This is a genomic window from Namhaeicola litoreus, from assembly GCF_042679565.1.
Classification (GTDB): domain Bacteria; phylum Bacteroidota; class Bacteroidia; order Flavobacteriales; family Flavobacteriaceae; genus Namhaeicola; species Namhaeicola litoreus.
In genome coordinates, this window is sequence record NZ_JBHTMY010000002.1 from 370,523 (window position 1) to 396,776 (window position 26,254).

The window sequence follows — 26,254 nt, forward strand, 5'->3', positions numbered from 1 at the left end:
TTTATCTCATTTTAACGTTTTCAATAACCCATTTTTGATCGGGCCCACCGTTAGAATCGGTTAAAACCACTTCGCCGCTTTTATTGTATTGCCCATTTCTGTTGGCATCTAAAACAAAATTATTTTTGATGTTTCTGATCACATATTCATTATGCCCTACATTTTCAAATCTCCATTTTTGACCGTCGTTTCCTCCCCAATCAAATAGAGCAACGGGTTCTCCACTTTTTTTCTCCTTTTGTCTGTTTAAAGTTAGTGCATTTTTGTTCTTTTTGTTCCTGATGGAAATTTTGCCGCTGTCTAAGGTTTCGATCGACCATAATTGATTTTCTGAGCTGTTTGGCATGTGCATGACCATTTTGCAGCCTTGCTTTTTTAGATCTCCATCTTTAGCATGCAAGACTTGTCCTGACGCTACATTTCGAATTACATAGGTCTGATCCTTATTCCATTGAGCATTTAAAGATAAACTGAAGAAAAAAACAGCGATTAAGCCAGTGTAAAATTTAATTTTCATTGTGTAAGGTTTTTAAGTTATTACTCAAAAATAATAATTATTGGTCTGATAATAAAGTTGTAAAATCATTTTAGGGATAAGTATCATTGTATTTTGTTGAAAATACCGGAACAAATCATATGTAGGGATGATGTATGGATAAAGTATGGATAGTGTATGGATAGTGTATGAAAACTAATTGGTTAATTTATAGATATCATGTGAAAATGGAACAATAGCAAAAAGTTTAGCACAGGCGCCATAGATTGCAAACCAAAATCCTTGTAGACATTTTTAGCGAACGGGCCAGATGGCGCTTGGATCGCACGCCAAATTAGTTCTCGTTAAACCCATAAAATAAAAAAGCCTCTCGAAATGAGAGGCTTTTTCTTTGTGCGGGCAGGACGGAGCGTATAGAAAATGTCTAGCAGACATTTTTAGGGAACGGGCCAGATGGCGCTTGGGTCGCACGCCAAATTAGTTTTCGTTAAACCCATAAAATAAAAAAGCCTCTCGAAATGAGAAGCTTTTTCTTTGTGCGGGCAGGACGGAGCGTATAGAAAATGTCTAGTAGACATTTTTAGCGAACGGGCCAGATGGCGCTTAGATCGCACGCCAAACTAGTTTTCGACAAACCTATAAAATAAAAAAGCCTCTCGAAATGAGAGGCTTTCTCTTTGTGCGGGCAGGACGGAGCGTATAGAAAATGTCTAGCAGACATTTTTAGCGAACGGGCCAGATGGCGCTTAGATTGCACGCCAAATTAGTTCTCGTTAAACCCATAAAATAAAAAAGCCTCTCGAAATGAGAAGCTTTTTCTTTGTGCGGGCGAAAGGACTCGAACCTTCACACCGTGAGGCACCAGATCCTAAGTCTGGCGTGTCTACCAATTTCACCACGCCCGCTTTGGAGGTTGCAAATATAATTATTTTTATAAATTTTCTTGCCAAGATGAAAAAAATAAATAAACCTTTCCAATTTAGTATTAATTCTCTAATATTTCAAAGCGATTTTGGATCTCTTCTTTCATAAAATTGGTGTTTTCTACGGCTAATTCTGCAAATCTAAATAAGCTCTTACACCTGTCTAAATTCTGGTTGGCATAGGCAACTTTATAGTATTTATTTTTCTCTAGATAATCCGTGAGCGCCCTGATACCATGTAAAAAAGGCATTAATATGGCACCGAAATGCAGCGACTCCCTTTCTGTCTGTGTGAACTTTAGTCCACTTTTCTTAAGACCTTTTAAAAAAGAAGAAAACATCATTTTGTCAAACATTATAAGCGATAGATCCCTTTCATCTTCAGTAACTGGATTTACTAAGGTTCTAATCGCATCTCCAAAATCGTATAAAAAAAAACCCGGCATCAGCGTATCCAAATCTATCAAACACAAGGCCTTTTTATCGATGGAAAACAAAACATTATTGAGTTTGGTATCATTATGACAAATTCGAAGGGGTATTTTGTCAAAATCTATACTTAAAAGTGTCGAAATATTATTCTTGACAAAATCTATCTCATGATATGCTTCTTGTAAATGCGTGTCTGATGCATTTTCATAAGCTTCTAAAAACTGTGCATAGCGATATGTTAGATTGTGGAAATTTTGAATAGTAATTTCTAGTTCTTGAGGATGCAAACCTTTGACCAAATTATGAAATAAACCTAAAATTTTTCCAGTTTCAAAAGCAATTTGAACATCATTTGTAGTGTTATAAACATGACTATCTGGAATATAATTCATCAAACGCCAGATTTCATTTTCCCAATTGAGAATGGGTTTGCCGGTTTTTGTATTTATCAAATGAACTTTTTCGTAAGCTGTATGGTCTAATTGCGACAAAATAATTGCTATATTTTTGACCAATCCATTTACATTTTTAAACACCGAAGTATTTATTTTCTGCAGAATATAATTTGATTCACACCCTTCTTTGACCAAAAAAGTATCATTGATCAATCCATTGGAAATGAATTCGAATTGGTATGCTCCTTTTGGTATATCAAAATACGATAGTATTTTCCTTAATTTTTCCATAAAGGACTAGGATACTCCCCAGAAGATTTTAGTTCTACTAATTTATTTATAACCAACTCTTTATCTTTTGCGTAAGTCACTCCAAACCACGAGTCACATACATCTGTTGTCCCAACTTCAAATACTTTTTTTTGTATATATTTTTCAATCACTCGGGGAATATAGATTTCACCTTTTTCCAGTTGATCATTTTCCTTCAAAAAAACACTTATTTCTGATGATAATATGTCGAAAAAAGATGGTTGACAGATCCATATATTCATCGAAACCCTTTCTTTCCCTGTAAAGATTTGACCTGTTGATTGATCTATGATTTTATTTTCCTTCTTTTCTAACGTCAAAAATTCATTAATTGCCTTAAGCTTTTCATCCTCAAACTGACCTACTCCTCTGGCGACTGATCCGAACAAAGACAAGGTTTGATCAAGCTGATAGGGAACCATCCCATAAATACCAGTTTCTCGGTATTCCTCCATAAAATCAGAGGCGTATGCAAAGGCTTTCCTACCGTAAAAATCATCTGCATTGATTACCACAAAAGTATTTTTAATAAAGTCTCTCGCTACCCAAACAGCATGTCCGGTGCCCCATGGTTTTACTCTCTTATATGACGGAAGAGTTTCTATGGGTAGGTCGTTTAATCTTTGAGGAACTACATCTATTTTTATTTCTTTAGGCAACCTTTCTCTCAAATAATGGTCTAATTCTAAGACAAATTCTTCTTTTGTGACCAGCACAATATGATTAAATCCTGAATGAAGGGCATCAAAAATGCTGTATTCAAATAGATACTCACCCTTAGGCCCCAGCGGATCAAATTGTTTTAAAGCGCCATAACGACTGCCATTACCGCCGGCCATAATTAACAAAGTTTTATGCTCGATCATACTAATAACTGTCTTTTATCCATGGATGGGGTTTTCTATTTATCCAGTTGCCTCTGGTAAAATCAGGAAAATTTTGAGGCGCTCCGTTATTTTCAATAGACAACTCTGAAAGTGGTGTAATGGCACTCCAAGCGGCAGCATCATAAACATCAAGCGGTGGAGCAATATTTTGTTTGGCCGATTCTACAAAAGCATTCATCACAAAAAAATCCATGCCGCCATGACCGGCATCTGCAGCATATTCACCATACTTTTTCCAAAGTGGATGGTCATATTGCTTTAACCAATCATCGGCATCCTCCCATTTATGCGCTTGAGATTTCCCTTCTATATAGATCCTGTTTCCATCAACTTCCCAGATTCCTTTTGTTCCTTGCACCCGAAACCCTAGAGAATAGGGTCTGGGCAGATTGGTATCGTGCGTAACAATAATGGTTTCTCCATTGGCAGTTTCAATCGTGCTCGTTACAACATCACCCAATTTGAAATTGAGCTTGGCATTAGGGTGATTTTCACCACCAATTTCTCTGATATACTTATTTAATCCCCTACTTTTTGTGGCATGTGATGTCATGCTGACAAAGCGATTACCTCTATTGATATCGCACATGACCGCTATCGGACCAACCCCGTGGGTAGGATAAAGATCAGCATTGCGCAACAGGGAATGTTGGGTTCTCCATTTTGATTCAGAGATACCCTTTTCTCCAAATTCAGCACCCTTACCATAGGGTTCTTTTCCGTCATTGAATTTCACAAATCTCAGGTCGTGTTGATATCCACATCTAAAATGAATCAATTCTCCAAAAATATTTTGACGAACCATGTTCAGAATCGCGAGTACATCTCTTCGATAATTCACATTTTCCAAGATCATCATATGGCTGCCTGTTTCCTCATGTGTATTCACAAGATCCCAGCATTCCTCTAAGGTGTTTGCCGCCGAGACCTCAACACCCGTATATTTTCCTGCCATCATCGCATCTTTTGCCATTCTGCTATGCCAGAGCCATGGAGTGGAAATTACAACAGCATCTACTTCTTCTAAATTCAAAAGATTCTTGTAATCGAGTTCATCCCTGCCGAATACTTTGGGTTTTTCAACATTTGCTTTTGAGATCAGATCCATACACAAATCAGTCCTTGTTCTATCAATATCACAAATGGCAGTGACAAGAATATCTTTTCTTAAAAGTAAATTTTCTAAATGATTTGTCCCACGCAGTCCAACCCCAATCAAACCTATTTTTAACTTTTGTTGATTTTTGCTTTGCGCCCAAGAAAATACCGGCAAAAAAGATAAAGACATCCCTGCGAGGGTTGCGGATTTTATAAAATTTCTTCGCTTGTTCATATGATAACTAAAATTATCCCCTTATTTTTATAGTAAAAGTACTATTTTGATTAAAAATTCATTTCTTTTTAAGTAATCATTTCTTCATTGATGAACAATATCTAAATGATCTTTCTTTTTTTATCTTTGTGAGGTATCAAAAAAAAACTCATGTCTATCGCAAATAATTATATCAAAGAAAATAAGGACCGATTTATAGATGAACTCTTTGAATTGATCAAGATTCCATCCATAAGCGCTGATTCAAAATACAAGAACGATATGATCAGAACAGCTGAATTTGTCAAAGATTCGTTGATAAAAGCAGGTTGTAGTCATGTAGAAATTTGCGAAACGCCAGGTTATCCGGTTGTTTATGGAGAACACCTATTAAATGAAAAATTTCCAACAGTGTTGGTGTATGGTCATTACGATGTGCAACCGCCAGACCCCCTCAATCTTTGGGAATCTCCTCCTTTTGAACCGATAATCAAAAAAACAGAAATTCATCCGGAAGGAGCTATTTTTGCCCGTGGGGCTTGCGACGATAAAGGGCAGTTTTACATGCACGTAAAAGCTTTCGAATATTTAGTCAAGCATGATCTTTTGACTTGCAATGTAAAGTTTATGATTGAGGGAGAAGAAGAAGTAGGCTCTCCTAATTTGGGTTGGTTTGTGAAAAGAAATCACGATAAACTCAAAAATGATGTGATTTTGATTTCGGACACAGGAATGATTAGTAATCAGCAACCATCAATAACAACGGGCTTGAGAGGTTTGAGTTATGTGGAAGTGGAAGTAATAGGTCCAAATAGAGATCTGCATTCAGGTCTTTATGGGGGTGCCGTGGCAAATCCGATCAACGTACTCACCAAAATGATTGCTTCCTTACACGATGAAAACAACCATATCACCATCCCGGGTTTTTATGATAAAGTACTCGAAGTGAGCTTGGAAGAAAGGGCAGAAATGGCCAAAGCACCATTTTCATTGGAGGACTATAAAAAAGCCTTGAATATTGAAGATGTTTATGGCGAAAAGGGGTATTCTACAAATGAAAGAAATTCAATCAGGCCGACATTAGATGTCAATGGAATTTGGGGTGGTTACACGGGTGAAGGAGCAAAAACAGTGATTCCTTCTAAAGCTTTTACCAAAATATCCATGCGATTAGTACCAGATCAAGACCCGGAAGAAATTACCATGCTCTTCAAAAATCATTTTGAAAAGCTTGCCCCAAAAGGAACCAGGGTAATCGTTAAACCTCATCATGGTGGGTTTCCATATGTTACACCAATAGACAATATCGCCTACCAGGCGGCAAATGAGGCTTACTCTGAAACTTTTGGTGTAGAAGCTATTCCACAGAGATCTGGTGGATCCATTCCTATTGTCTATCTCTTTGAAAAAGAATTAAAAAGTAAATCAATTTTAATGGGCTTTGGCTTAGATAGCGATGCTATTCATTCTCCCAATGAGCATTTTGGTGTTTTTAATTACTTAAAAGGAATCGAAACAATTCCGCTATTTTACCAAAAATATGCTGAACTCTATAAATCAAATCTATGTTAATATCGGATACCCACGAATTCATTTTTGTACATGTTAGAAAATCTGCCGGTGGTAGTATTAATGAAACGCTCAAATCGATCAGTATACCGCGACCTGATGACCTTATATCCAAAGTGAGAACTAAACTCGGCTGGGAAAAAGATTATCATCACTATAGGTTTAGGCAGCATGCCACCTTATTAAATGCGAAAAAGGTTATACCCAAAGAAGTATTTGATAAATATTTTAAATTTGCTTTTGTACGAAATCCCTATACCCGTTTGGTATCTGAATATGAGTATATAAGAAGAACAAAAGATCATGGTAGGAACAAACGCGTGATGAGAATGACTTTTGATCAATATATTACTTTTCAGGCCGCTCGATACAACGGACATCAGGTAAATATGTTGGTTGATAAAAAGGGAAAGTTATTATCAGATTTTGTGGGTAAAATGGAAAATCTAGATGAAGATTGGAAAGTTGTTTGTGAGAAGTTGAAAATTCCTTTCAACGAATTACCCCACAATAAAAAAGCGAAAAAAATAAATTATGCTGAGTACTATAATGAGCACAATCTAGAATTAGTAGCAAAGCTATGGGCAAAAGATTTTGAAACATTTGGTTACCCAACCACTTTTGAACTTTAACAAAACTTTACCATAAACCGCGTCACTTTTGAGCAACATGAAGCACTAATACTGCGTTATATAATATTAAACCCTCCTCATGATGCTCAAAAAATTCTTTTGGATGTGCTCCGGCGCAGACACCGATATTTTATCTGATTGCCCAAAGTCTGAACAGGTTAAATTTGCCGGTATAGGTGGAACTGTTTTCTTCACGGCAGTTATGGCATTCCTTGCCTCCGCATATGCCTTATATACTGTTTTCGATAACTATTTTGCCGCTATTGGATTTGGTCTGATTTGGGGTTTACTTATTTTCAATCTCGACAGGTTTATAGTTTCTACCATAAAAAAACAAGGTAAGTTTTGGAAAGAATTTTTTCAAGTTGTGCCGCGAATTGTTTTGGCTATCATCATCTCTGTGGTGATCGCGAAACCATTGGAATTAAAGATTTTTGAAAAGGAAATAGACCAAGTTCTTCTCAAACAAAAAAACCAGTTAACACTTGAAAACCAAGATCAAGTTGCACAACAATTTAGCTCAGAAATCACTAGGGTCGAAGGCGAAATTAAAGCATTAAAAAATGAAATTTCAGCAAAAGAAACCGAAGTAAATAATTTATATGACACTTATATCGCTGAAGCCGAGGGTCGTGAAGGAACTTTAAAATTAGGAAAAGGACCGGTTTACAAGGAAAAGAGAGAAAAGCACGACGAATCTTTAATCGAATTACAATCGCTAAAGGAGACAAATCAGGCAAAAATTACTTCGAAAGAGGATGAATTACTTTCCCTGAGAGACAAAGAAACAGCTCAAGTAAACGCTGATCAGCCTATCATTGATGGTTTTGATGGTTTAATGGCCAGAATCAATGCCCTAGATGAACTTCCAACAATGCCTTCTCTATTTATTTTCCTCCTGTTTTTAGCCATAGAAACAGCACCCATTTTGGCCAAATTACTGAGCCCTAAAGGGGCATATGATCTCAAACTTGAAATTCAGGAATCTTCATTGCTCCTCGTTGCGGAGCAACAAAAGAATCAGCGGGAATTATTGTTAGGTACAGATAAAACACTTAACGAAAAAGTATACTACGATGTAACAGAGGATGAAGAAGTTTATGCGCACAAAAAACAAAAAGCAAAAGACCTACTCAAACTTCAAACCGACTACTTTTTTAAAAAGCAAAAAGAAGCACTTGGAAACTAGTCTGAAACTATTTTTTCAAACTAATTTTTAGAATAATAACTATATTCGTAAAAAATCAATTACGATGCGTTTATTCCAACTAGTATTCTTGTTTTTAATCATTTTATCTTGCAAGAAAGAAATTTCTGAAACTCCAGAAGAGCAGCCTAAATCTGCTGACAAACAAGAAATTATTGAAAACAACAACATTCGAACCGTAGATTATGATGGTCTTTTACCATTTCTAAGTAAAAATGATGACAAAGTATATGTTGTTAATTTTTGGGCAACCTGGTGTAAACCTTGTGTTGAAGAACTTCCTTTTTTTGAAAAAATCAATGTAGATTATAAGGACCAAAATGTAGAAGTGCTTTTGGTTAGTTTAGATTTTCCGACCCAGATCGAGGAAAAAGTAATTCCGTTTATGGAGAAAAATCAGATTCGTTCTGAGGTTATTTTAATGAGTGATCCCGATCAGAACAACTGGATTCCAAAAATTGATGAGACTTGGTCCGGTGCGATTCCAGCTACCATCATTTACAATAAAAATAAAAGAGCTTTTTTTGAAAAGGCTTTTACCTATGAAGAATTGATTACAGAATTAAACAAATTTTTAAATCCTTAAATCATGAAAACTATTAGTCTATTTTTCTTATCCCTCATTTTAACATCTTTCATAAATTCTAATCCAGGGTATGAAATCGGAGATACTGCGGAAGATTTTAACCTAAAGAACGTAGATGGCAAAATGGTTTCTTTAAATCAATTTAAGGATGCCAAAGGTTTTATCGTGATCTTTACATGTAATACTTGTCCGTATTCTGTGGCCTATGAGGATCGCATCATCAATTTAGATAAAAAATATAAAGAAAAAGGATATCCTGTTATCGCAATTAATCCAAACAATCCTGAAATTTCTAATGGCGATAGTTTTGAATTGATGCAAAAGAGAGCTAAGGAAAAAGGGTTTACTTTTCCATATTTATTTGACGATGGACAAAAGGTTTTCCCAAAATACGGAGCCACAAGAACTCCTCATGTCTTTTTGTTGAATAAGGAAAACAACCAATTAAAGGTAAAATACATTGGTGCAATAGATAATAACTCTCAGAATGCCGCTGCCGTTACAGAAAAATACGTAGAAAATGCGATTGAAGCGCTTCTTTCAAATAAGAAAATTGAACCTGCCATCACCAAAGCGATTGGTTGCGGTATTAAAAAGTAACTTCTTGGGTTCAATATGAGCGAACTTCAACAAAAAGCGAACAAAAACCTCGCTGAAAAAATACTAAAAACTAATTTTGGTATTGAAGGAGACCTCATGCAATTAGTTGGTGAAATTGATGCAAATTTTGCCGTATTAATTAATGGAGTAAAAACTTATACACTCAAAATCTCTCCGCTTGCTCATTTGGATTCGTTCAAATTTCAAACGGAGATACTGAAACATTTGCCAGACAATGATATTCAGCTAACACTTCCAAAACCTATCGCTGATGTAAAAGGTGATTTCTTGTCAGAATCCATAGAGAATGATAAAAAATATATTGCAAGATTACTGACATGGATTCCCGGAAGGCTGATGGCTCAAGTAAATCCAATTCTTCCAGAATTGTTGTACGACTTAGGAAAAAAGTCAGGTGAAATCACAAAAAAACTTCAAAATTTTAGAGATCCCTTTGATACGAGAAAATTAGATTGGGATATCGCTCAAGGTACTTGGTGTGAAAATTTTTTAGATCTATTTGAGTTTGATCAAAGAGAAATTCTACAATATTACTTAGCGCTGTTCAGAGAAAATCTAGCTACTTACAAAGAGTTAAGAAAATCTGTTGTGCATAATGACCTCAATGAAAATAATATCATTGTCTCTTATGACAAAATCCATCCTCAAGTAGTCGCCCTTATCGATTTTGGCGATGCCGTTTATACACAAACCATCAATGATCTGGCGATTGCTTGTGCTTATGGAATGATGGATTTTCCTGATCCTTTGTCATCTGGTTTAACTTTGGTAAAAGGCTATCACGAATCATTTCCACTTGAAGAGAATGAACTTGCCCATCTGTATTGTGCAGTGGCGATACGTTTGGTTATATCAGTAACAAAATCCGGGATTAATAGAAAAGAATATCCTGAAAATACTTATTTACAGATCAGCGAAAAACAGGCATGGGATTTACTTAAAAAATGGAGAAACATAGATCCTGATTTTGCTCATTACAGTTTTAGACAGGCCTGTGGTTTCGAGGCTCATCCAAACGAGAATCTTTTCAAAAATTGGGCGCGACAACAGGACTTTTCTTTGTCGGATTTATTTCCCACAACTACTTGTAAAAATATTCATTTGCTCGATCTTAGTGTTTCCAGTGAGTGGATCGGACATTTAGAAGACTACAATGATCTAGACCTTTTTCAATTTAAGATTGATCAATTACAAAAAGTAAATCCAGATAAAGTCATTGCCGGAGGATATTTGGAACCCAGACCTATTTACACTTCTGACAGTTATGATAAAATTGGCAATAACGGTAAGGAAAGCAGGACGATTCATTTGGGTATCGATTTTTGGTTGCCTGCCAGAACACCTGTAGCGGCATTATTTGACGGTGAAATTGTAACTGCTGTAAATGATGAGGGCAATAAAGAATATGGCGGCTTACTGATTTTAAAACATTGTGAGCAAAATTTGATCTTTTATACGCTCTACGGACACCTAACTGTTACTTCAGCTTTAAAATATAGCACTGGAGACCTTGTCAAAAAAGGGGAGCAAATTGCAGAATTAGGCAGTTATCCAGAAAACGGAAATTGGGCATCTCACTTACATTTCCAAATTATGCTTTCTATGCTTAATTATACGATTGATTTTCCTGGGGTAACCTATAAAAATCAATTAAATGTTTGGAAAAGCATTTGCCCAGATCCTAATCTACTCTTTCAAATAGACGGTCTAAAAACAAAATACGGCAAGGATAATGATTCTCTTCTAAGTTTTAGAAAAAAATACATTGGAAAAAGTTTGAGTCTCCAATACAAAAATCCCCTTCAGATTGTGAGAGGTCAGGGTCCTTATTTAATAGATCCTTGGGGTAAAAAATATTTAGACACCCTCAACAATGTTGCCCATGTAGGCCATGAACATATTGAAGTAGTGAATGCCGGTAGGATGCAAATGGCTTTGCTCAATACCAATACAAGGTACTTACATAAAAACATTAATGAATTAGCCGAAATACTATTATCCACATTTCCTCCCGAACTCAATGTTGTCCACTTTGTAAATTCAGGTAGTGAAGCCAATGAGTTGGCTTTGCGCATGGCTAAAACCGCAACGAACGGAAAAGGCTTTATTGCATCTGAAGTGGGGTACCATGGAAATACAAATGCCTGTATTGATATAAGCTCTTATAAATTTGATGGAAAAGGCGGAAAAGGCAAACCAGACTATGTCGAAATTTTTCCATTACCCGATGCGTTCAGAGGAAAATTTAGAGGAGAGAATACTGGAGAATTTTACGCTCAAGAAGTTGAAAAATGCATTCAAAATCTTAAAAATAAAAACATACCACTAGCGGGAATGATTATTGAATCGATTATTAGTTGCGGCGGTCAAATCGAATTACCGGAAGGATTTTTACAAAAATCATTCGACTTAGTCCGTGCACAAAAGGGTACATGCATCATCGATGAGGTCCAAGTAGGTTGCGGTAGAGTAGGTAAAACCTTTTGGGGTTTTCAATTACACAATGTCATTCCTGATATAGTAACCATTGGAAAACCCTTGGGCAACGGTCATCCGCTTGCCGCAGTAGTTTGCACCGCAGAAATTGCGGAAAAATTTGCCAACGGCATGGAGTTTTTTAACACTTTCGGAGGTAATCCTGTTTCCTGTGCCATCGGATCAGCTGTTTTAAAAATGATCAAAAACGAAAATCTCCAGGAAAATGCTTTAAAAGTAGGAGATTTTTTAAAAAATGAATTAAAACAATTGGCAAAGGATTTTCCTATCATTGGCGATGTTCGCGGACAGGGTTTATTTTTAGGATTTGAATTGGTAAATTCCCAACTTCAACCCTTAGAAGAACAAACTACCTATTTGATCAATAGGATGAAAGAATTTGGCATTTTGTTGAGTTCAGATGGACCTGACCACAACGTGATTAAAATAAAACCACCCATGGTTTTTTCAATAGAAAATGCAATAGAATTTTTATTCTACTTAAGAAAAGTCTTTGCCGAAGATTTTATGAAGCTCACCTAAATACATTATAAAAAATGAAAAAACTCATACTGATTTTATGTTTAATTATGGCCCAAAGTATATGGTCTCAATCGAAACTTGAAAAGGATAAAAAAGATATTCTGGAAGTACTCGATATGCAAACAGAAGCCTGGAATAAGAATGATCTCGAAGGTTTTATGAAAGGGTACTGGCAATCAGAAGAACTAAAATTCTTTGGCGCCAGTGGATTAACTTCCGGATGGGAAAATACCTTAAATAATTACAAAAAAGGATATCCTAGCTCAGATCATACGGGTATTTTGAATTTTAAAATTCATTCTATTTCACCCATAAATGAAGGGGCCTATTATGTGATGGGCGAATTCTTTTTGGAAAGAAAAGTGGGAGATGCCAATGGTGTTTTTATGATTATATTCAAAAAAATACAAGGGGAATGGAAAATCATAGCAGATACTTCTTGTTGATAAAATTAAAATTATGTTCGACAAAAATATTACTTGGGGAATTATCGGAGTAGGAGATGTTTGCGAAGTTAAAAGTGGTCCTGCTTACCAAAAAACAAAAGGTTTTAGTTTAAAATCAGTTATGAGGAGAGATCTTGCGAAAGCTAGAGATTTTGCTCAACGCCATGGTATTGAAAAGTACACATACAATGCAGATGAATTGATCAATGACCCTGAAATAGATGCTATATATATAGCCACACCACCACAACATCACCTATCTTTTGCGCTTAAAGTTGCAGCTGCAGATAAAATTTGTTGCGTAGAAAAACCGATGGCTAGAAATTTTGAGGAATGCAATAAAATGTTGCTACCATTCGAAAGTAAAAAACTCCCCCTGTTTGTAGCTTATTATAGAAGAACATTACCCAGATTCTTAAAAGTAAAAGAATGGATCGATCATGAAAAAATTGGAGAAATAAGACATATCCATTGGTCTTTATGTCAGCCACCAAATCCTGCTGCGGATTACCCTGATTTTTACAATTGGCGCACCGATAAACAAATCGCACCTGGGGGATATTTTGATGATTTAGCAAGTCATGGATTAGATCTATTTCATTTTTTATTAGGAAAATTTAAATCAGTTTGTGGACAATCAAATAATCAGCAAAATCTATACGCTGCGCCAGATGCCTTTACTGGTTCTTGGGTTCATGAAAATGGAATTACAGGAAGTGGATTTTGGAATTTTGGTACTTGGAAAAAAGTAGATAAAGTAGAAATTTTAGGTGAAAAAGGTAGGATTTCATTTGCTATTTTTAATGAAGAGCCTGTAAGATTAGAAACAGAGAAAGAACAATTAAGTTTAGCTATAGAGCATCCCATACATGTTCAACAGTACCATGTAGAAGCGATGAGAGATCAATTATTATATGGTAAAGCTTATTCGTCAACTGGTAAATCGGCGCTTCATACTGCATGGGTAATGGACAACATTCTGGGTGTCATTTGATCAAAATTTTCTATCTGGATGAAAAGGTGCAATATCCATGCTTGTCTTTCTCTCGCTCGATATTTCTGAAACCAGTTTCCCTGTAATCGGACCAAGACTCCATCCCATCATGGCATGACCGGTAGCAAAAATTAAGTTTTTACACTTTTCACTTTTACCGATATAAGGCAAACCATCAGGCGAACATGGCCTCAAACCACATTGCGCTTCATCTTTTTCTGTTTTACTAATTTCGATTTCCGGATAGTACTTTTTAGCCGCTTGGGCAATGGCATTCACTCGAACAGGATCGATATTGTGATTGATCCCTCCCAATTCCATTGTACCCGCAAAACGAGTAAACCCATTCATAGGTGTGACAGCAACCTTTGCCTCCAACAAAATTGTTGGCATTTTAATTTTCGTTTCTCGCTCTACATTTATTCTATAACCTTTTCCCGCTTGCAAGGATAAGTTAAGTCCTATTTTCTTTGCAAGTATCGGACTCCATGCTCCTCCGGTGAGAATAAACTCATCACCTCTGATCAATTGACTCGTAGTTTTTAAGGCTTCTATTTTTTTATTTTTAAAAACGAGATCCTCTACTTCTTCATTTAGAAGAAAACTAACTCCTTTTTGTTTTAGATCAGCAACCAATTCCTTCATAAATTCTCCAGGAGTAGAATGAGCATCGCAGCCAAAATAAACGGCTCCTTTCATATGGGTCAACACATCAGGCTCAAACTCTTTTATTTCTTGCGCATTTAATTGTTTAACTTCTAATCCCAATTGAATCGCCTTCTTGCCTACCTCCCATTCTTCTTCACCTGCTTGATTAGTTTGATAGGCCATTAATAGTCCTTTTCTGTGATAATGAAATTTAAAGGACGGCTCCTTTTTGAACTGCTCAAAAAGATCTCTGCTCAATAAATTTATTTCTTCAATAATGGGAATAGCCCTAACTACCTTAGCTGATGTTGCAGATTTTTTAAACTGCCAGGCCCAGGTCAAAAAATCAGAGTTCAATCTGGGTTTTACATAAAATGGACTCGCCGAGTTAAACATCCATTTCAAACCTTTTGTGATGATTCCGGGTGAAGACAATGGAATAATATGGCTGGGAGTGATATAACCCGCATTCACAAATGATGCTCCGCTCGTAATATCATATTGATCAATGATCGTGACACTATGACCTTCTTTTTGTAGATAATACGCAGAACACAAACCAATAATTCCGCCACCGATTATGATAACTTCTTTTTTCATTTTATATCACTTGAAATCCGTGGGCATAGGGATCATCATCGTCATCTATGATGATTTGATTATAGCCGTAAATTTTTGCCCAACCCTGAATACTGGGCACTATTGCGATCTTATCTCCTAAGGTAGTAACTCCTTCAATTCTTCCCGTAAATGTAGAACCAATGAAGCTCTCATGAACAAAATCTCCGCCTTCTTTGAGGAGACCTTTGGCAAATAACTGTGCCATTCTTGCCGATGTACCTGTTCCACAAGGAGAACGATCAATGGCCTTTTCACCATAAAAAACAGCATTTCTACCTGAACTTTTAGGATCGAGTGGTTTACCCGTCCACAATAAATGGGATACATCCCTTATGGTTGAATCATTTGGATGAACGAATCGATCAGGATACTTTTTGTTTATTTCTTTTCTGAGTTCTTGTGAAAGCCTGATCAGATCACCGGCAGAATAATGTTCAATTCCTCCAAAATTATTTTGTGGATCAACGATGGCATAAAAATTACCTCCATAAGCAACATCAAAAATGATCTCACCAAGATCACTCGACTGAATGGTTAATTCCGACTCGGCGAGATAACTTTTCACATTGGTCAACTTTACCCAGTCTACTTTTTTACACGTCTGTTGATATTCGATCAAGACCAAGCCCGCCGGCGCTTCCATCCTTATTTTACCAGGTGTCTTTGGCTTTACCAAACCTTCTTCAATGGCAACAGTAATTGTACCAATAGTGCCATGACCACACATCGGCAAACACCCAGAAGTCTCAATAAACAGGATTGAAAAATCATTTTCAGGATCATGCGGAGCATACAGTATACTTCCACTCATCATATCATGGCCTCTGGGTTCAAACATTAAACCTGTCCTGATCCAATCAAATTCTTTGAGGAAGTGTTGCCGTTTTTGACTCATCGTATCGCCGATCAATTCTGGTCCTCCTTTTGATATGACCCTTACCGGATTGCCGCAAGTATGGGCGTCAATACAAGAAAATACATTTCTACTCATTTTTTAAACGAAGGATGAAATTGTTTACGCGTTGTTCAAGAATTGATAAAGTAACCGTTCCTTGCTCTAAAATAATTTCGTGAAATTCTCGAATATCAAATTTAGAACCCAATTCAGTTTCAGCCCTTTTCCTCACTTCCCTTATTTTTAATTCACCAATTTTATAAGATAGTGCTTGTCCTGGCCAAGAAATATACCTATCAGTTTCTGTATTAATTTCGTGTATAGACAAAGCAGTATGTGAAGCCATAAATTCAACCACCTGTTCCCTTGTCCAGCCTTTGGCATGAATTCCTGTATCGACCACTAGCCTGCATGCGCGCCACATTTCGTAAGTCAACTGGCCAAATCTTTCAAATGGACTGGTATACATCCCCATTTCATTGGCTAAAAATTCTGAATAAAGACCCCAACCTTCACCATAAGCAGAAAGGTATAAATCTTTTCTAAACTGAGGAATACTGTCTCCTAACTCATTGTTCAAACTCCCCTGTAAATGATGTCCCGGAACTGCTTCATGTACAGTTAATGCAGGAAGTGTATACAAGGTTCTGCTCGGAAGATCATAGGTATTGACCCAATAATAACCCGGATCCGTACTTTCTTTGCTCGTTCCAATGTATCGACCTCCCGTGTATTTTGGTGCAATCGCATCGGGTACAGGCGCTACGCCATAAGGCTTACGCGGTAAAGTTTTAAAATATCGAGGTAATTGCGCATCTGCTCTTTTTGCAATATCTCTTGCCCTTGTCAATAGCTCGTCAGGAGATTTGGCATAAAATTGTTCATCTGTTCTCAAAAAAAGAAAAAAATCTGCAAAACTGCCTTCAAAATTCAATTCGGCAATGATCTTTTCCATTTCAGCCTTAATTCGGGCAACTTCGTTTAAACCGATTTGATGAATGTCATCAGCTGTATAGCTTGTACTTGTGGTATAATAATTAATTCTATTTTGATAAAATTCTTCTCCTTTTGGTGTATCTGAAACTCCTAAACTCGTTCTTGTTTTTGGTAAATATTCCTCTTCAAAAAAAGCCTTTATTCGGCCAAATTGAGGAATCACAATAGTCTTGATGGCCTTCTCTGCAGCTAACAAAACAGAATCTTTTTGCTCTTGGCTGAGTTCATTAGGCAAATTCTTAAATGGGGAATAAAAAAAGCTATCTTCAAAATTGTTCACTAAATGTGTATCATAGGAAGATTCATATCCTTTAAAAATAACGAGAGGTTGAGACAAACCTTTTGTAAGTCCCTCTCTTAAAAGCACAAAATGCTGGTTGACGAATTCAGGTATGGCATTTAGCAAATCAAGATAATCTTTGATCTGTTGATAATTGGTCAAGGGTCTCACCTTATACACAAGATCACTGTGAAATCCTGAATCTGAAAGCAAGGGATTCAGGTATTGTTCGAACTCGAAATAATCAATTTGCTCCTGAAGAACAAATTCGAGCAACTCTGCTGAAATCTTTTCGGTTTCATTTAAGGCTATTCTATTTATTTTAGCTAATTCATCTAATTTAATCTTTGCAAAATCAGCTTCGTTTTGATAATAATCTTTGGTAAAAACACCCAAAGGAAACTCTTTTTTATTATATCCTTCATGAGCCTGTACACTCTGTATTAAATCGTTTAATCTTTTTGAATCATCTGATTGTTTTTGAGTACAACCGATAATCAATAATCCGAAGAGCACAATTAAATACTTCATCAATTAGATTTTACTTGATGTTAAACTATTATTGACAACCCTGTAAATCCCCAAAGGATTTTCATTTTTCAGTTCATCCGGCAATAAATTATTCGGCCAGTTTTGATAACAAACCGGTCGAACCCATCTTTGTATGGCACTTGTACCTACAGAAGTAAATCTTCCATCTGTTGTCGCAGGAAAAGGACCTCCGTGCACCATGGCATGACAAACTTCAACTCCAGTCGGAACCGAGTTAAAAATAATTCTACCCACTTTGTCAGAGAGAAGAGAAATGATCTCATGGTTTGAACTCAGTTCTGCTTCATCAGCTAAAATCGTACCTGTTAATTGACCTTCTAAAACTTTTAAAATTGATATGAGCACTGCCTCGCTTTCACATCGAACCACCATAGAAAATGGACCAAAAACTTCATGATGTAGATTCTTATTGTGTAAAAAATCTTGACCCTTCACAGTTGCGATTGTCTGTCTAGCAAAATTTGTATTTTTTTGATCAGGAGCCTGGTAAAGTGGTTTTACATGGCTTTCTTTCAACATCGCATTTCTATCCTTTGAAAACTTCATCTCTATGTTAGGATGTAGCATACAACTAGCCTGAATTTCATTCATTTGAATAGATAATTCGGAACAAAAGTCATTTAGATTTTCATTTTCTAATGCGAGGATTAATCCTGGATTAGTGCAAAATTGACCGGCACCAAGTGCAATAGAATTTGCATATGCTTTTGCCCATAAATGGCTTTTTGCTTTGAGTGAACTAGGTAAAACAATAACCGGGTTTACACTTCCCATTTCTGCAAAAACAGGAATTGGATCCGGTCTTTTGGATGCCAGATCGAACAAAGCTTTTCCTCCTGCATAACTTCCCGTAAACCCAACTGCTTTTACCAAAGGGTGACTTACCAAAGCCTGACCTACTTCAAAACCGCTGCTATTTAAATGCGAAAAAACACCATTTGGAATATTAGATTTTTTAGCTGCACTGATGATTGCCGAGGCTACCAGCTCGCTTGTACCGGCATGCATAGGATGTGATTTTACAATCACCGGACAACCGGCTGCCAAAGCAGAAGCAGTATCTCCTCCTGCCGTTGAAAATGCCAAAGGAAAATTACTGGCTCCAAAAACAACTACCGGCCCAATGGGCTTATTCATTCTCCGAATATCTTCTTTTGGAGCAGGAATCCTCTCCGGATTTGCAGTATCAATTACCGCATCTACCCAATCTCCTTTTTCTAACAGATTTGCAAAACTGTTTAACTGACCAATGGTTCTTCCTCGTTCACCTAGCGCTCTACCTTCCGGCAAACCACTTTCTGTACAATACATCTTGATCAATTCATCTCCTAATTCCTCTATTTCGTTTCCAATCAATCTGAGAAAATGTGCCCTTTTATTTCCAGAAAAATCCTTGTATGTTTGGAAGGCCTTGCTGGCCATTTGAACGGCCTGATTGACTTCTTCTTCATTCGCTTCATAAAAAACACTATTATTTTCTATGTTGAGTTGGGGGTTAAATGTTTTATAAGTTTTATTTCCCTTAGCAGACAATTCACTGCCCAAAAAGTTCTTTCCTGTAATCATCCTGTATTATTTTTATTGCAAGCTATGAGAAATTAGGTAAAGTTGGACGGCTCTTTACACCTTTTTCTATAATTTGTAACACCCTTTTTCTTTCTTCCCCTGCCAGTGGCAAACGCGGTTCTCTCACAAATTCAGTTCCTATTCCTGTTGCTACTTCCGCTAATTTAATATTCTGAACGAGTTTTTTATGAATGTCCAATTCCAATAAAGGCATAAACCAACGATAAATCTCAATGGCCTCTCCTATTCTTCCTGCTTTAACCAACTCATAAATGGCCACAGTTTCTTTGGGAAAGGCACAAACTAGGCCTGCTACCCAGCCATCAGCACCCATCGCTATGCTCTCCAAAGCCAATGTGTCAACGCCACATAAAATTTTATATCGATCGCCAAATCTATTTCTTATCCGCGTTACATTGGTAATATCTCGAGTAGACTCCTTAACTGCCTGTATATTTGGAAAGGACTTTAATTCTTCGAACATATCTAAGGTCACTTCAATCCCATAATCAATGGGGTTATTATAGATCATGATTGGCATGTCTGTGCTTTCGGCAATCCGTTTGAAATAGACAGTTGTCTCTCTGTCATCTGCTTTATAACGCATAGGAGGCAATAGCATTAAGCCATGAGCTCCGTATTTCTTTGCATTCTGTGCGGCTTGAATGGCACTTTTTGTAGATTGCTCGGCAATATTAATAACAACGGGTACCTTCCCTTTAACAATTTCAACAGTTTTTTCTATGAGGATACGTTTTTCGTCATCAGTTAAAGTACTCGCTTCTCCCAATGTTCCACCCAAAATAATACCGTGTACTCCAGCTTGAAGTTGTGCCTTTATATTGACTTCGAAGGTGTTTAAATCTAATTGATCATCTTTTGTGAATTTTGTTGTCACTGCAGGCATTACGCCCTTCCATTGTAGGTTCATCTGCTAAATTTTTTATCAAAATTAGTTCTTCACTGCCAAAAAATATTCAGCTTAATTAACCTATGGTAGTATTATATTAACCACTTTTGTAATTTTATTGCTATTTTAGTATAATATAATACGTTTTATATGAAAGTATTACCTTTCAAAATAGTAAAAAGCGAACAGCATTCCATTCTGTATCAAAAGGATTGTGATGATGCTTTTTATGATGCTCTCCATAACCACAAAGAAATCCAATTGAGTCTTATACTTAAAGGTGAGGGAACTTTTGTGATTGGTGATTGTGTTGGCGACTTCAAACCCAATGACATTTTTATCATTGGAGAATATTTACCACATGTGTTTAAAAGTGATAAAATACAAGGAGAAAAATCAGAAATGATTTCTTTGTTTTTTACAGAGCAAACTTTTGGAGAATCTTTTTTTAGGATTCCGGAGTTAGCGAAATTAAATTCTCTCTTAATCAAGGCTCAACAAGGAATAAAAACATCCTATTATCCTAAAAATCTCAGGGATAAATTTATACTACACCACACTTTGGAACCTTTGTCTCAGTTTATCAATTTTATAGAAATTCTATCCATTTTATCCACTCATAAAGGTGAGAAACTGTCTTCACCAACTGTTTCCAAAAAATATTCGGATGAAGATGGTAGTAGAATGAGAGACATCTTTCAATTTACGCTAAACAATTTTAATGGGCAGATTCAACTTGATGAAGTTGCGGATTTAGCGAATATGACCATTCAAGGGTTCTGTAGATATTTTAAGAAAAGAACAAATAAAACCTACTTTAATTTTTTAATTGATATCCGCGTGGGTCATGCCTGTAAACTGTTATCAAAGGATGAATTGGATATTGCCGAAGTAGCGTATCTTTCAGGTTTTAACAATATCACCCACTTTAATAGAAAATTTAAAGAAAAAAAGAAAATGACGCCTACCGCCTACCGAAAAAATTTGAGATCAGAAAAAGTGTTACAATAAACCATATTCTAATTTCACCTTTTTGGTTAAACTTTGTAAGATCAAATCATAAGAATGATCTATCAATTGGATTAACAAATCTTTTGGAATAGAACCATCAATGATCACCGTATTCCAATGCTGTTTGTTCATATGATAGCCAGGAATTACAGCAGGGTAAGATTCTCGTAATTCAATTGCCCAATCAGGGTTACATTTTAAGTTTACTCTAAAATCCTGTTCGTCTAAACCCGTGATAGCGAAAATCTTATTGCAAACTTTAAAAACTAAGGTCACATCGTCAAAAGGAAAAGATTCTGTAACATGATTTTTTTGCAAACAATAGGCACGAAAGTTTTCTATGTTCATGCCTAAAAATACTAAAACTTTCCGAAGAAAGTTTTAGTCAGTATCAAATTTAACTGATGACCTCTTCTTCTAAATTGGCCACAACACTTACCGTTGGAGGCAAAACGAAATGCTTTTTAACCGGACATTGATCTACTACGGTTTTAATTGCTCTCTCGTATTTCGCAGGAAAGCCAGCTGGCAAATTTACCTGTATTTCAATATGTTCAACCCTGTTTTCTTCTTGATTATATTTGATCAACTCATCCAAAGTAACACCCGCTAAACTCATATTCCTTTGCTGTAAAAATGCTCTAACATAAACAGCAGAACACATTCCAACAGTAGCCAAATAAATCATGTATGGAGAATCAGTCATGCCGATTTCTTTTCCTTTATAACTGGCAATAATATTCGCTGTTTGATCAAACTGTACTTCAATTTTCATTTATGACTATTTAAAATTATAGCACAAATGTAAACTTAGAAAACCATGGAACATGTAACCTGAATTACTTTACTTGAGCAATTTTTTTGTATCCTTTTTTTCAAGCTCAATATTTTTATCGGGTAGAAGTAAATCTTGATAATCCAGGCGCCAACCAATTGTTTCTACAATGGTTTGCATCATTAAAACAGCTTGAAGCGCCTCATTTTTTGCCGTATCCAATAGGCCACTTTCCGGCACTTTCTCCAAAATATGTTCTTTGGCCTTCACATTGAGTTCCGTAAGATCGGAAGTATCAAACTTATTAAACAATCCGTCCTTTTTATCGTAATATTTAAAATCTGTATCTATACTCAATACTTCAGGTTGCGGAAATGCAGTGAGTTTGATGGTTTTTTTATCATTGACCGCCTCCATCCTAACTTTTGACAGATCATACCCAACATGCGCTTTTGCATTAATTAAGATAATGGCCTTTTTTTTACTCGAAACCATATTTAAAAAACGCTCTCTTACATTTTCATAATGATAGATTTCAGAAAATTCTCCTTCAACGGTAATGAGTTTACAAACTTTTCTGATTTTCTCCATTAAGACTACAGACTGAACATTGATCTTTTCTTTACTTTTCTGCAATTTTAAATATTGAAGAATTAAATAGGTAATAATTGCTCCAATCAATAATCCAAAAAGTGCTTCCATACGGTATTTCTTTTGGCTAATTTAGTCATTCTCATCGATAAAAAACAGATCTGCGGCAATGCCATCAGCGTAAAACTTTCCTTGTTGAGAAATCATTAACGCATCTGCCTTCTCTATTAGCATACCATCTTTTATATGCTTTGACGCAACCTTTAAAAGCGAATTCAGGTTATCTTTTCCAAATTCATTTTCAAACTCTGGTAAAGATATCCCCCAAATGGTGCGAAGGCCAATCATGATTTTTTCGTTCATTCTATCGAAAAGACTGAGCTCTTCTATTTCTAAAGGCATTTGATTGTTTTTTAGTGCTTTGACATATTTTACATTATTCGATATATTCCAACCTCTCTTTTTTCCATCATACGAATGTGCTGATGGCCCAATTCCTAAGTAGATTACTCCCTTCCAATAAGCACTGTTGTGTTGAGAAAAATAGTTTGGAAGTCCAAAATTGGAAATTTCATACTGAACATATCCTTTATTGTGAAGCATTTCACATAAGATTTGAAATTGCTCTGATGCCAATTCTTCATTTAACGGTTGATATTTACCTGACTTTATAAACCTAGCTAAAGCTGTTTTTTCTTCTACAGTGAGGGCATAACAACTCAAATGAGGAATACCTAAATCGAGTGCTGTTTGAATATTTTCAATCCAGCGCTTATTACTTAAACCGGGAATTCCATAGATCAGATCAATGGTGATATTGTCAAAATATTGTTTTGCAAAAATCAATGATTTCTTTGCCTCCTTTGCGGTATGAGCTCTATTCATATAAACAAGATCTTCATCAAAAAAAGATTGAATCCCAATACTCAAACGATTGATTTTTGTTTTTGATAGTTCAACAATTTTTTCTTTGTCTAAATCATCAGGATTAGCTTCAAGACTTATTTCCGCATTTTTTGAAACTAGGTAATTATCATAAATGATTTGGAGTAAAAAATCAATTTCATCAGCCTTTAAAAGGCTTGGCGTACCTCCGCCAAAATAAATTGTTTCTATTTCTTCATCACATTCGTTTTTCTTGAGAACGATCTCTTTAGCCAAGGCTTCGAGCAAGGGTGTTTTGTGTTTTAAAGAAGTAGAAAAATGGAAGTCACAATAAAAACAGGCCTGTTTACAAAACGGTATATGAATATAAATTCCAGCCATTACAGATAGGTATATCTAAGGGTAATTTTGCCCATTATTTTTTCATCTTTTTCAGGATAATTATTCCACTTTTGTTCCCTTCCAATAAACTTTAGGGGCACTTTAAATTTTTTAACTTCAAAAGTGATTTCTGAATGCGAAGGCAGATCCTCATTCATATATTGGTTTATGGTTTGAAAATTGCCGTATTCTTTTGTGTTTACAACCGACTCCAGAATTTGTAAATCATCTTCTACGAATTTAATATCTGCAGTAATCCAGTCCTTTTTAGGATCTAAAGAAACAAGTTTATACACCAATACATCTCCTTCTTTACCTAAAAAAATAGATTGAAATGGTGAATCAAAAAAATCAAATATTTGATTTACAGTTCCTTTTTTTGGCACAAGTGCAAGTCCTTCTCCTTTTACAACAATTTTTTTATCCTTGTCAAACTCGACATACACTTCCTTTTCGGGAATTCTAATCCCTTCCACCTCAACTTTCACTTGAATGGTACAGCTAATTTTTTCTTGGTAAGCATATTTTTGAATAAGCTTTTCAATCACCACATCATGTTGCGCAATTGAAAATTGCCATAAAAAACAAACGAAAAAAAATAAAAGAGGCTTCATTCTGTTATTTGCATTTTTTGAAACTTTCTAAAGGATAAAACTATAAAAAATAAGGCCATCAGCGTTAAAAACAAAATGGATTGGTTTATACTACTCTTAGGTACTTCATCAACAAAAAACAACTGCCACTTAGCCATATGATAGGTAAATAAAAATGGTTGCCAATGACTAAAAAATCCGAAAACAAAAGTTTGCAAAAGTGTACTCACGATAAGTAATCCTAAAACCAATAAAACAGCGGTTAAAGTATTGCGAAAATAAATGGCAAAATACATAGCCATACAGGTAAATGCAAACATACCCAGAGTGCCAAAAAATAAAGCTTTTAGGTACCTGAGCAAATAAGTTGACTCTTGTATAAATTGAATCCCATCTATAAAGACGATAACATCTCCCAATCCAAAAAAAAGTACGGAGGGAACTAAAGCCATAAAACCCGAAAGAAGCATAAAAAGTAATACGAACAATAACATAGCACCAATCTTAGCAAGGAGTAACTCTTTCCTTTTAATGGGCTGAGTTAACATGGTCCGAATTGTGCCCATTTCGAATTCTCCCGAAAAAATATAGGCGGTTACAATCACCACCAGAATTGGTAAATGAACCCATAGCGTATTTAATGCGAGGTAACTGATCAAATAGCCATTTACAATATTACCCTCGATATAAAAGTTTTCTTGGATAGATTGTAATAAAAAATCAAACAGATCTTTACCATCATTGTATAAGCCCAAATCGATAATCAACATCAACAATGCCGCTATTCCTAAAGAAGTATAGGTTCTAAAAGAACTAAACAATTTTTGTACTTCTACCTGAAATAAAAACATTATTGAGTGATTTGCATGTATTTATCTTGTAAAACTGTTCTGGTCTGCACATTAAGCGGTGTATTCCCCGAATGAACTAATTTAGAAATTGTTTCTGCAATTTTATCCGGCTTTAAATTAACCAAAACCTTTTTTTCTTGTATCTTTTCAACATGCAGTGCGGAAAACAATTCCTTTGCACTTTCAGAAATGTCCGTCTCAAAAATAAATTCCACTTTTTTAGGAATTTTTTGTAAGTCTTCTTTGGAGATCTGCATCGCAATTTTTCCTTTATGCATCAATATAAAATGAGTTGCCAGTTCTTCTAGGTCATTTAGCAGGTGAGAAGAGATGAGAATCGTTTTTCCTTCTTGATTAATTTTATGAATAAGACTTACTAAATCTTGAAATCCATTAGGGTCCAATCCATTAAATGGCTCATCTAAAATCAGTACCTGCGGATCTCTAATTAAAGTTTGCGCAATAGCAAGTCTTTGCTTCATTCCAGTTGAAAAATGTCTCACTTTTTTTTTACCTGCATCAAACAATCCTACACTATTCAATAAAGCTTGTGTGTCGATTTTGAGTTGGTTGATTCTTGCGAATAATTCTAAGTTTTGACTTGCACTTAAAAAAGGATAAAAAGCTGGAGAATCAATTAAATAACCGCAATAATTTTTTAAATCTACAAAATGGCATTTGTTCTTATTTATTAATATTTCTCCAGAATCTGGATAAACCAAATTAGCCAAAACCTTGATCAAGGAACTTTTACCTGCACCATTAGGACCAATTAATCCAATTATTTCTCCCTGATTTGCATCAAAAGAAACATCTTTTAAAATTGTTTGATTGTTTAGGGTTAAAGAGACTTTTTTTATTGAGAACAT

25 protein-coding genes and 1 tRNA gene are annotated in these 26,254 nt (G+C 35.7%); 9 read left to right on the forward strand and 17 right to left on the reverse strand.

Annotated elements, in window-relative coordinates:
- Position 1: 1 nt before the first annotated feature.
- From ACFQ39_RS03485 to ACFQ39_RS03505, 5 genes are all read right to left on the reverse strand, one after another.
- Positions 2 to 517: an RICIN domain-containing protein gene (locus ACFQ39_RS03485; RefSeq protein ID WP_377176497.1), complete on the reverse strand. Its 516-nt coding sequence runs from the start codon at positions 515 to 517 to the stop codon at positions 2 to 4.
- A gap of 802 nt (positions 518 to 1,319) precedes the next feature.
- Positions 1,320 to 1,401: transfer RNA gene (locus ACFQ39_RS03490), tRNA-Leu, on the reverse strand.
- 80 nt (positions 1,402 to 1,481) lie between these two features.
- The gene (locus tag ACFQ39_RS03495) at positions 1,482 to 2,537 is read right to left on the reverse strand and encodes a phosphotransferase enzyme family protein (protein ID WP_377176499.1); all 1,056 of its coding nucleotides are present in this window, start codon (positions 2,535 to 2,537) and stop codon (positions 1,482 to 1,484) included.
- Positions 2,525 to 3,424: a nucleotidyltransferase family protein gene (locus ACFQ39_RS03500; protein ID WP_377176501.1), complete on the reverse strand. Its 900-nt coding sequence runs from the start codon at positions 3,422 to 3,424 to the stop codon at positions 2,525 to 2,527. The genes ACFQ39_RS03495 and ACFQ39_RS03500 overlap by 13 nt, the downstream gene beginning before the upstream one ends.
- Before the next feature lies 1 nt (position 3,425).
- Positions 3,426 to 4,733 carry a Gfo/Idh/MocA family protein gene (locus tag ACFQ39_RS03505; RefSeq protein WP_377176503.1) on the reverse strand — a complete coding sequence of 436 codons (1,308 nt, stop codon included), beginning with the start codon at positions 4,731 to 4,733 and terminating at the stop codon, positions 3,426 to 3,428.
- Between the two features lie 195 nt (positions 4,734 to 4,928).
- On the opposite strand from ACFQ39_RS03505, the gene ACFQ39_RS03510 reads away from it, so the two are divergent.
- The 8 genes from ACFQ39_RS03510 to ACFQ39_RS03545 all read left to right on the forward strand — a co-directional run bounded on the left by ACFQ39_RS03510 (position 4,929) and on the right by ACFQ39_RS03545 (position 13,830).
- Complete coding sequence (locus ACFQ39_RS03510; protein ID WP_377176505.1) at positions 4,929 to 6,329, forward strand: dipeptidase; 1,401 nt, start codon at positions 4,929 to 4,931, stop codon at positions 6,327 to 6,329.
- Positions 6,323 to 6,958: a sulfotransferase family 2 domain-containing protein gene (locus ACFQ39_RS03515; RefSeq protein WP_377176507.1), complete on the forward strand. Its 636-nt coding sequence runs from the start codon at positions 6,323 to 6,325 to the stop codon at positions 6,956 to 6,958. The genes ACFQ39_RS03510 and ACFQ39_RS03515 overlap by 7 nt, the downstream gene beginning before the upstream one ends.
- Positions 6,959 to 7,040: 82 nt before the next feature.
- Positions 7,041 to 8,147 carry a DUF4407 domain-containing protein gene (locus tag ACFQ39_RS03520; protein WP_377177528.1) on the forward strand — a complete coding sequence of 369 codons (1,107 nt, stop codon included), beginning with the start codon at positions 7,041 to 7,043 and terminating at the stop codon, positions 8,145 to 8,147.
- 64 nt (positions 8,148 to 8,211) lie between these two features.
- A complete protein-coding gene (locus ACFQ39_RS03525) occupies positions 8,212 to 8,751 on the forward strand; it encodes a TlpA disulfide reductase family protein (protein WP_377176509.1) in 540 nt (179 codons plus the stop codon).
- 3 nt (positions 8,752 to 8,754) lie between these two features.
- The gene (locus tag ACFQ39_RS03530) at positions 8,755 to 9,351 is read left to right on the forward strand and encodes a thioredoxin family protein (protein ID WP_377176511.1); all 597 of its coding nucleotides are present in this window, start codon (positions 8,755 to 8,757) and stop codon (positions 9,349 to 9,351) included.
- 15 nt (positions 9,352 to 9,366) lie between these two features.
- Positions 9,367 to 12,390, forward strand: a complete 3,024-nt coding sequence (locus ACFQ39_RS03535; protein WP_377176513.1) for an aminotransferase class III-fold pyridoxal phosphate-dependent enzyme — start codon at positions 9,367 to 9,369, stop codon at positions 12,388 to 12,390.
- Between the two features lie 14 nt (positions 12,391 to 12,404).
- Positions 12,405 to 12,836: a YybH family protein gene (locus ACFQ39_RS03540; RefSeq protein WP_377176515.1), complete on the forward strand. Its 432-nt coding sequence runs from the start codon at positions 12,405 to 12,407 to the stop codon at positions 12,834 to 12,836.
- 13 nt (positions 12,837 to 12,849) lie between these two features.
- Complete coding sequence (locus tag ACFQ39_RS03545; protein WP_377176517.1) at positions 12,850 to 13,830, forward strand: Gfo/Idh/MocA family protein; 981 nt, start codon at positions 12,850 to 12,852, stop codon at positions 13,828 to 13,830.
- On the opposite strand, the gene ACFQ39_RS03550 is transcribed toward ACFQ39_RS03545, so the two are convergent.
- The 5 genes from ACFQ39_RS03550 to ACFQ39_RS03570 are packed head-to-tail and all read right to left on the reverse strand — an operon-like array spanning position 13,831 to position 20,319.
- Positions 13,831 to 15,078, reverse strand: coding sequence for an NAD(P)/FAD-dependent oxidoreductase (locus tag ACFQ39_RS03550; RefSeq protein WP_377176519.1), 1,248 nt, complete (start codon positions 15,076 to 15,078; stop codon positions 13,831 to 13,833).
- Position 15,079: 1 nt separating this feature from the next.
- On the reverse strand, positions 15,080 to 16,090 hold the full coding sequence (locus ACFQ39_RS03555) for a 4-hydroxyproline epimerase (RefSeq protein WP_377176521.1): 1,011 nt from the start codon (positions 16,088 to 16,090) through the stop codon (positions 15,080 to 15,082).
- Positions 16,083 to 17,801, reverse strand: coding sequence for a DUF885 domain-containing protein (locus ACFQ39_RS03560; protein ID WP_377176523.1), 1,719 nt, complete (start codon positions 17,799 to 17,801; stop codon positions 16,083 to 16,085). The genes ACFQ39_RS03555 and ACFQ39_RS03560 overlap by 8 nt, the downstream gene beginning before the upstream one ends.
- Before the next feature lie 3 nt (positions 17,802 to 17,804).
- A complete protein-coding gene (locus tag ACFQ39_RS03565; RefSeq protein WP_377176525.1) occupies positions 17,805 to 19,388 on the reverse strand; it encodes an aldehyde dehydrogenase (NADP(+)) in 1,584 nt (527 codons plus the stop codon).
- Between the two features lie 22 nt (positions 19,389 to 19,410).
- Positions 19,411 to 20,319, reverse strand: coding sequence for a dihydrodipicolinate synthase family protein (locus ACFQ39_RS03570; protein WP_377176527.1), 909 nt, complete (start codon positions 20,317 to 20,319; stop codon positions 19,411 to 19,413).
- Between the two features lie 129 nt (positions 20,320 to 20,448).
- On the opposite strand from ACFQ39_RS03570, the gene ACFQ39_RS03575 reads away from it, so the two are divergent.
- Positions 20,449 to 21,309, forward strand: coding sequence for an AraC family transcriptional regulator (locus ACFQ39_RS03575; RefSeq protein ID WP_377176529.1), 861 nt, complete (start codon positions 20,449 to 20,451; stop codon positions 21,307 to 21,309).
- On the opposite strand, the gene ACFQ39_RS03580 is transcribed toward ACFQ39_RS03575, so the two are convergent.
- The 7 genes from ACFQ39_RS03580 to ACFQ39_RS03610 all read right to left on the reverse strand — a co-directional run bounded on the left by ACFQ39_RS03580 (position 21,301) and on the right by ACFQ39_RS03610 (position 26,254).
- Positions 21,301 to 21,657, reverse strand: coding sequence for an MmcQ/YjbR family DNA-binding protein (locus ACFQ39_RS03580; protein ID WP_377176531.1), 357 nt, complete (start codon positions 21,655 to 21,657; stop codon positions 21,301 to 21,303). The two genes, ACFQ39_RS03575 and ACFQ39_RS03580, sit on opposite strands and share 9 nt — an antisense overlap.
- A gap of 49 nt (positions 21,658 to 21,706) precedes the next feature.
- Positions 21,707 to 22,084: an OsmC family protein gene (locus tag ACFQ39_RS03585; protein ID WP_377176533.1), complete on the reverse strand. Its 378-nt coding sequence runs from the start codon at positions 22,082 to 22,084 to the stop codon at positions 21,707 to 21,709.
- Between the two features lie 69 nt (positions 22,085 to 22,153).
- The gene (locus ACFQ39_RS03590; protein ID WP_377176535.1) at positions 22,154 to 22,786 is read right to left on the reverse strand and encodes a DUF4230 domain-containing protein; all 633 of its coding nucleotides are present in this window, start codon (positions 22,784 to 22,786) and stop codon (positions 22,154 to 22,156) included.
- 21 nt (positions 22,787 to 22,807) lie between these two features.
- Complete coding sequence (gene hemW, locus ACFQ39_RS03595; RefSeq protein WP_377176537.1) at positions 22,808 to 23,941, reverse strand: radical SAM family heme chaperone HemW; 1,134 nt, start codon at positions 23,939 to 23,941, stop codon at positions 22,808 to 22,810.
- Positions 23,941 to 24,555: a hypothetical protein gene (locus ACFQ39_RS03600; protein ID WP_377176539.1), complete on the reverse strand. Its 615-nt coding sequence runs from the start codon at positions 24,553 to 24,555 to the stop codon at positions 23,941 to 23,943. The genes hemW and ACFQ39_RS03600 overlap by 1 nt, the downstream gene beginning before the upstream one ends.
- Positions 24,552 to 25,385 (reverse strand): ABC transporter permease subunit, encoded by an 834-nt coding sequence (locus ACFQ39_RS03605; RefSeq protein WP_377176541.1) that lies wholly within the window; start codon positions 25,383 to 25,385, stop codon positions 24,552 to 24,554. The genes ACFQ39_RS03600 and ACFQ39_RS03605 overlap by 4 nt, the downstream gene beginning before the upstream one ends.
- Positions 25,385 to 26,254: an ABC transporter ATP-binding protein gene (locus ACFQ39_RS03610; protein ID WP_377176543.1), complete on the reverse strand. Its 870-nt coding sequence runs from the start codon at positions 26,252 to 26,254 to the stop codon at positions 25,385 to 25,387. Before ACFQ39_RS03610 ends, ACFQ39_RS03605 begins: the two co-directional genes overlap by 1 nt.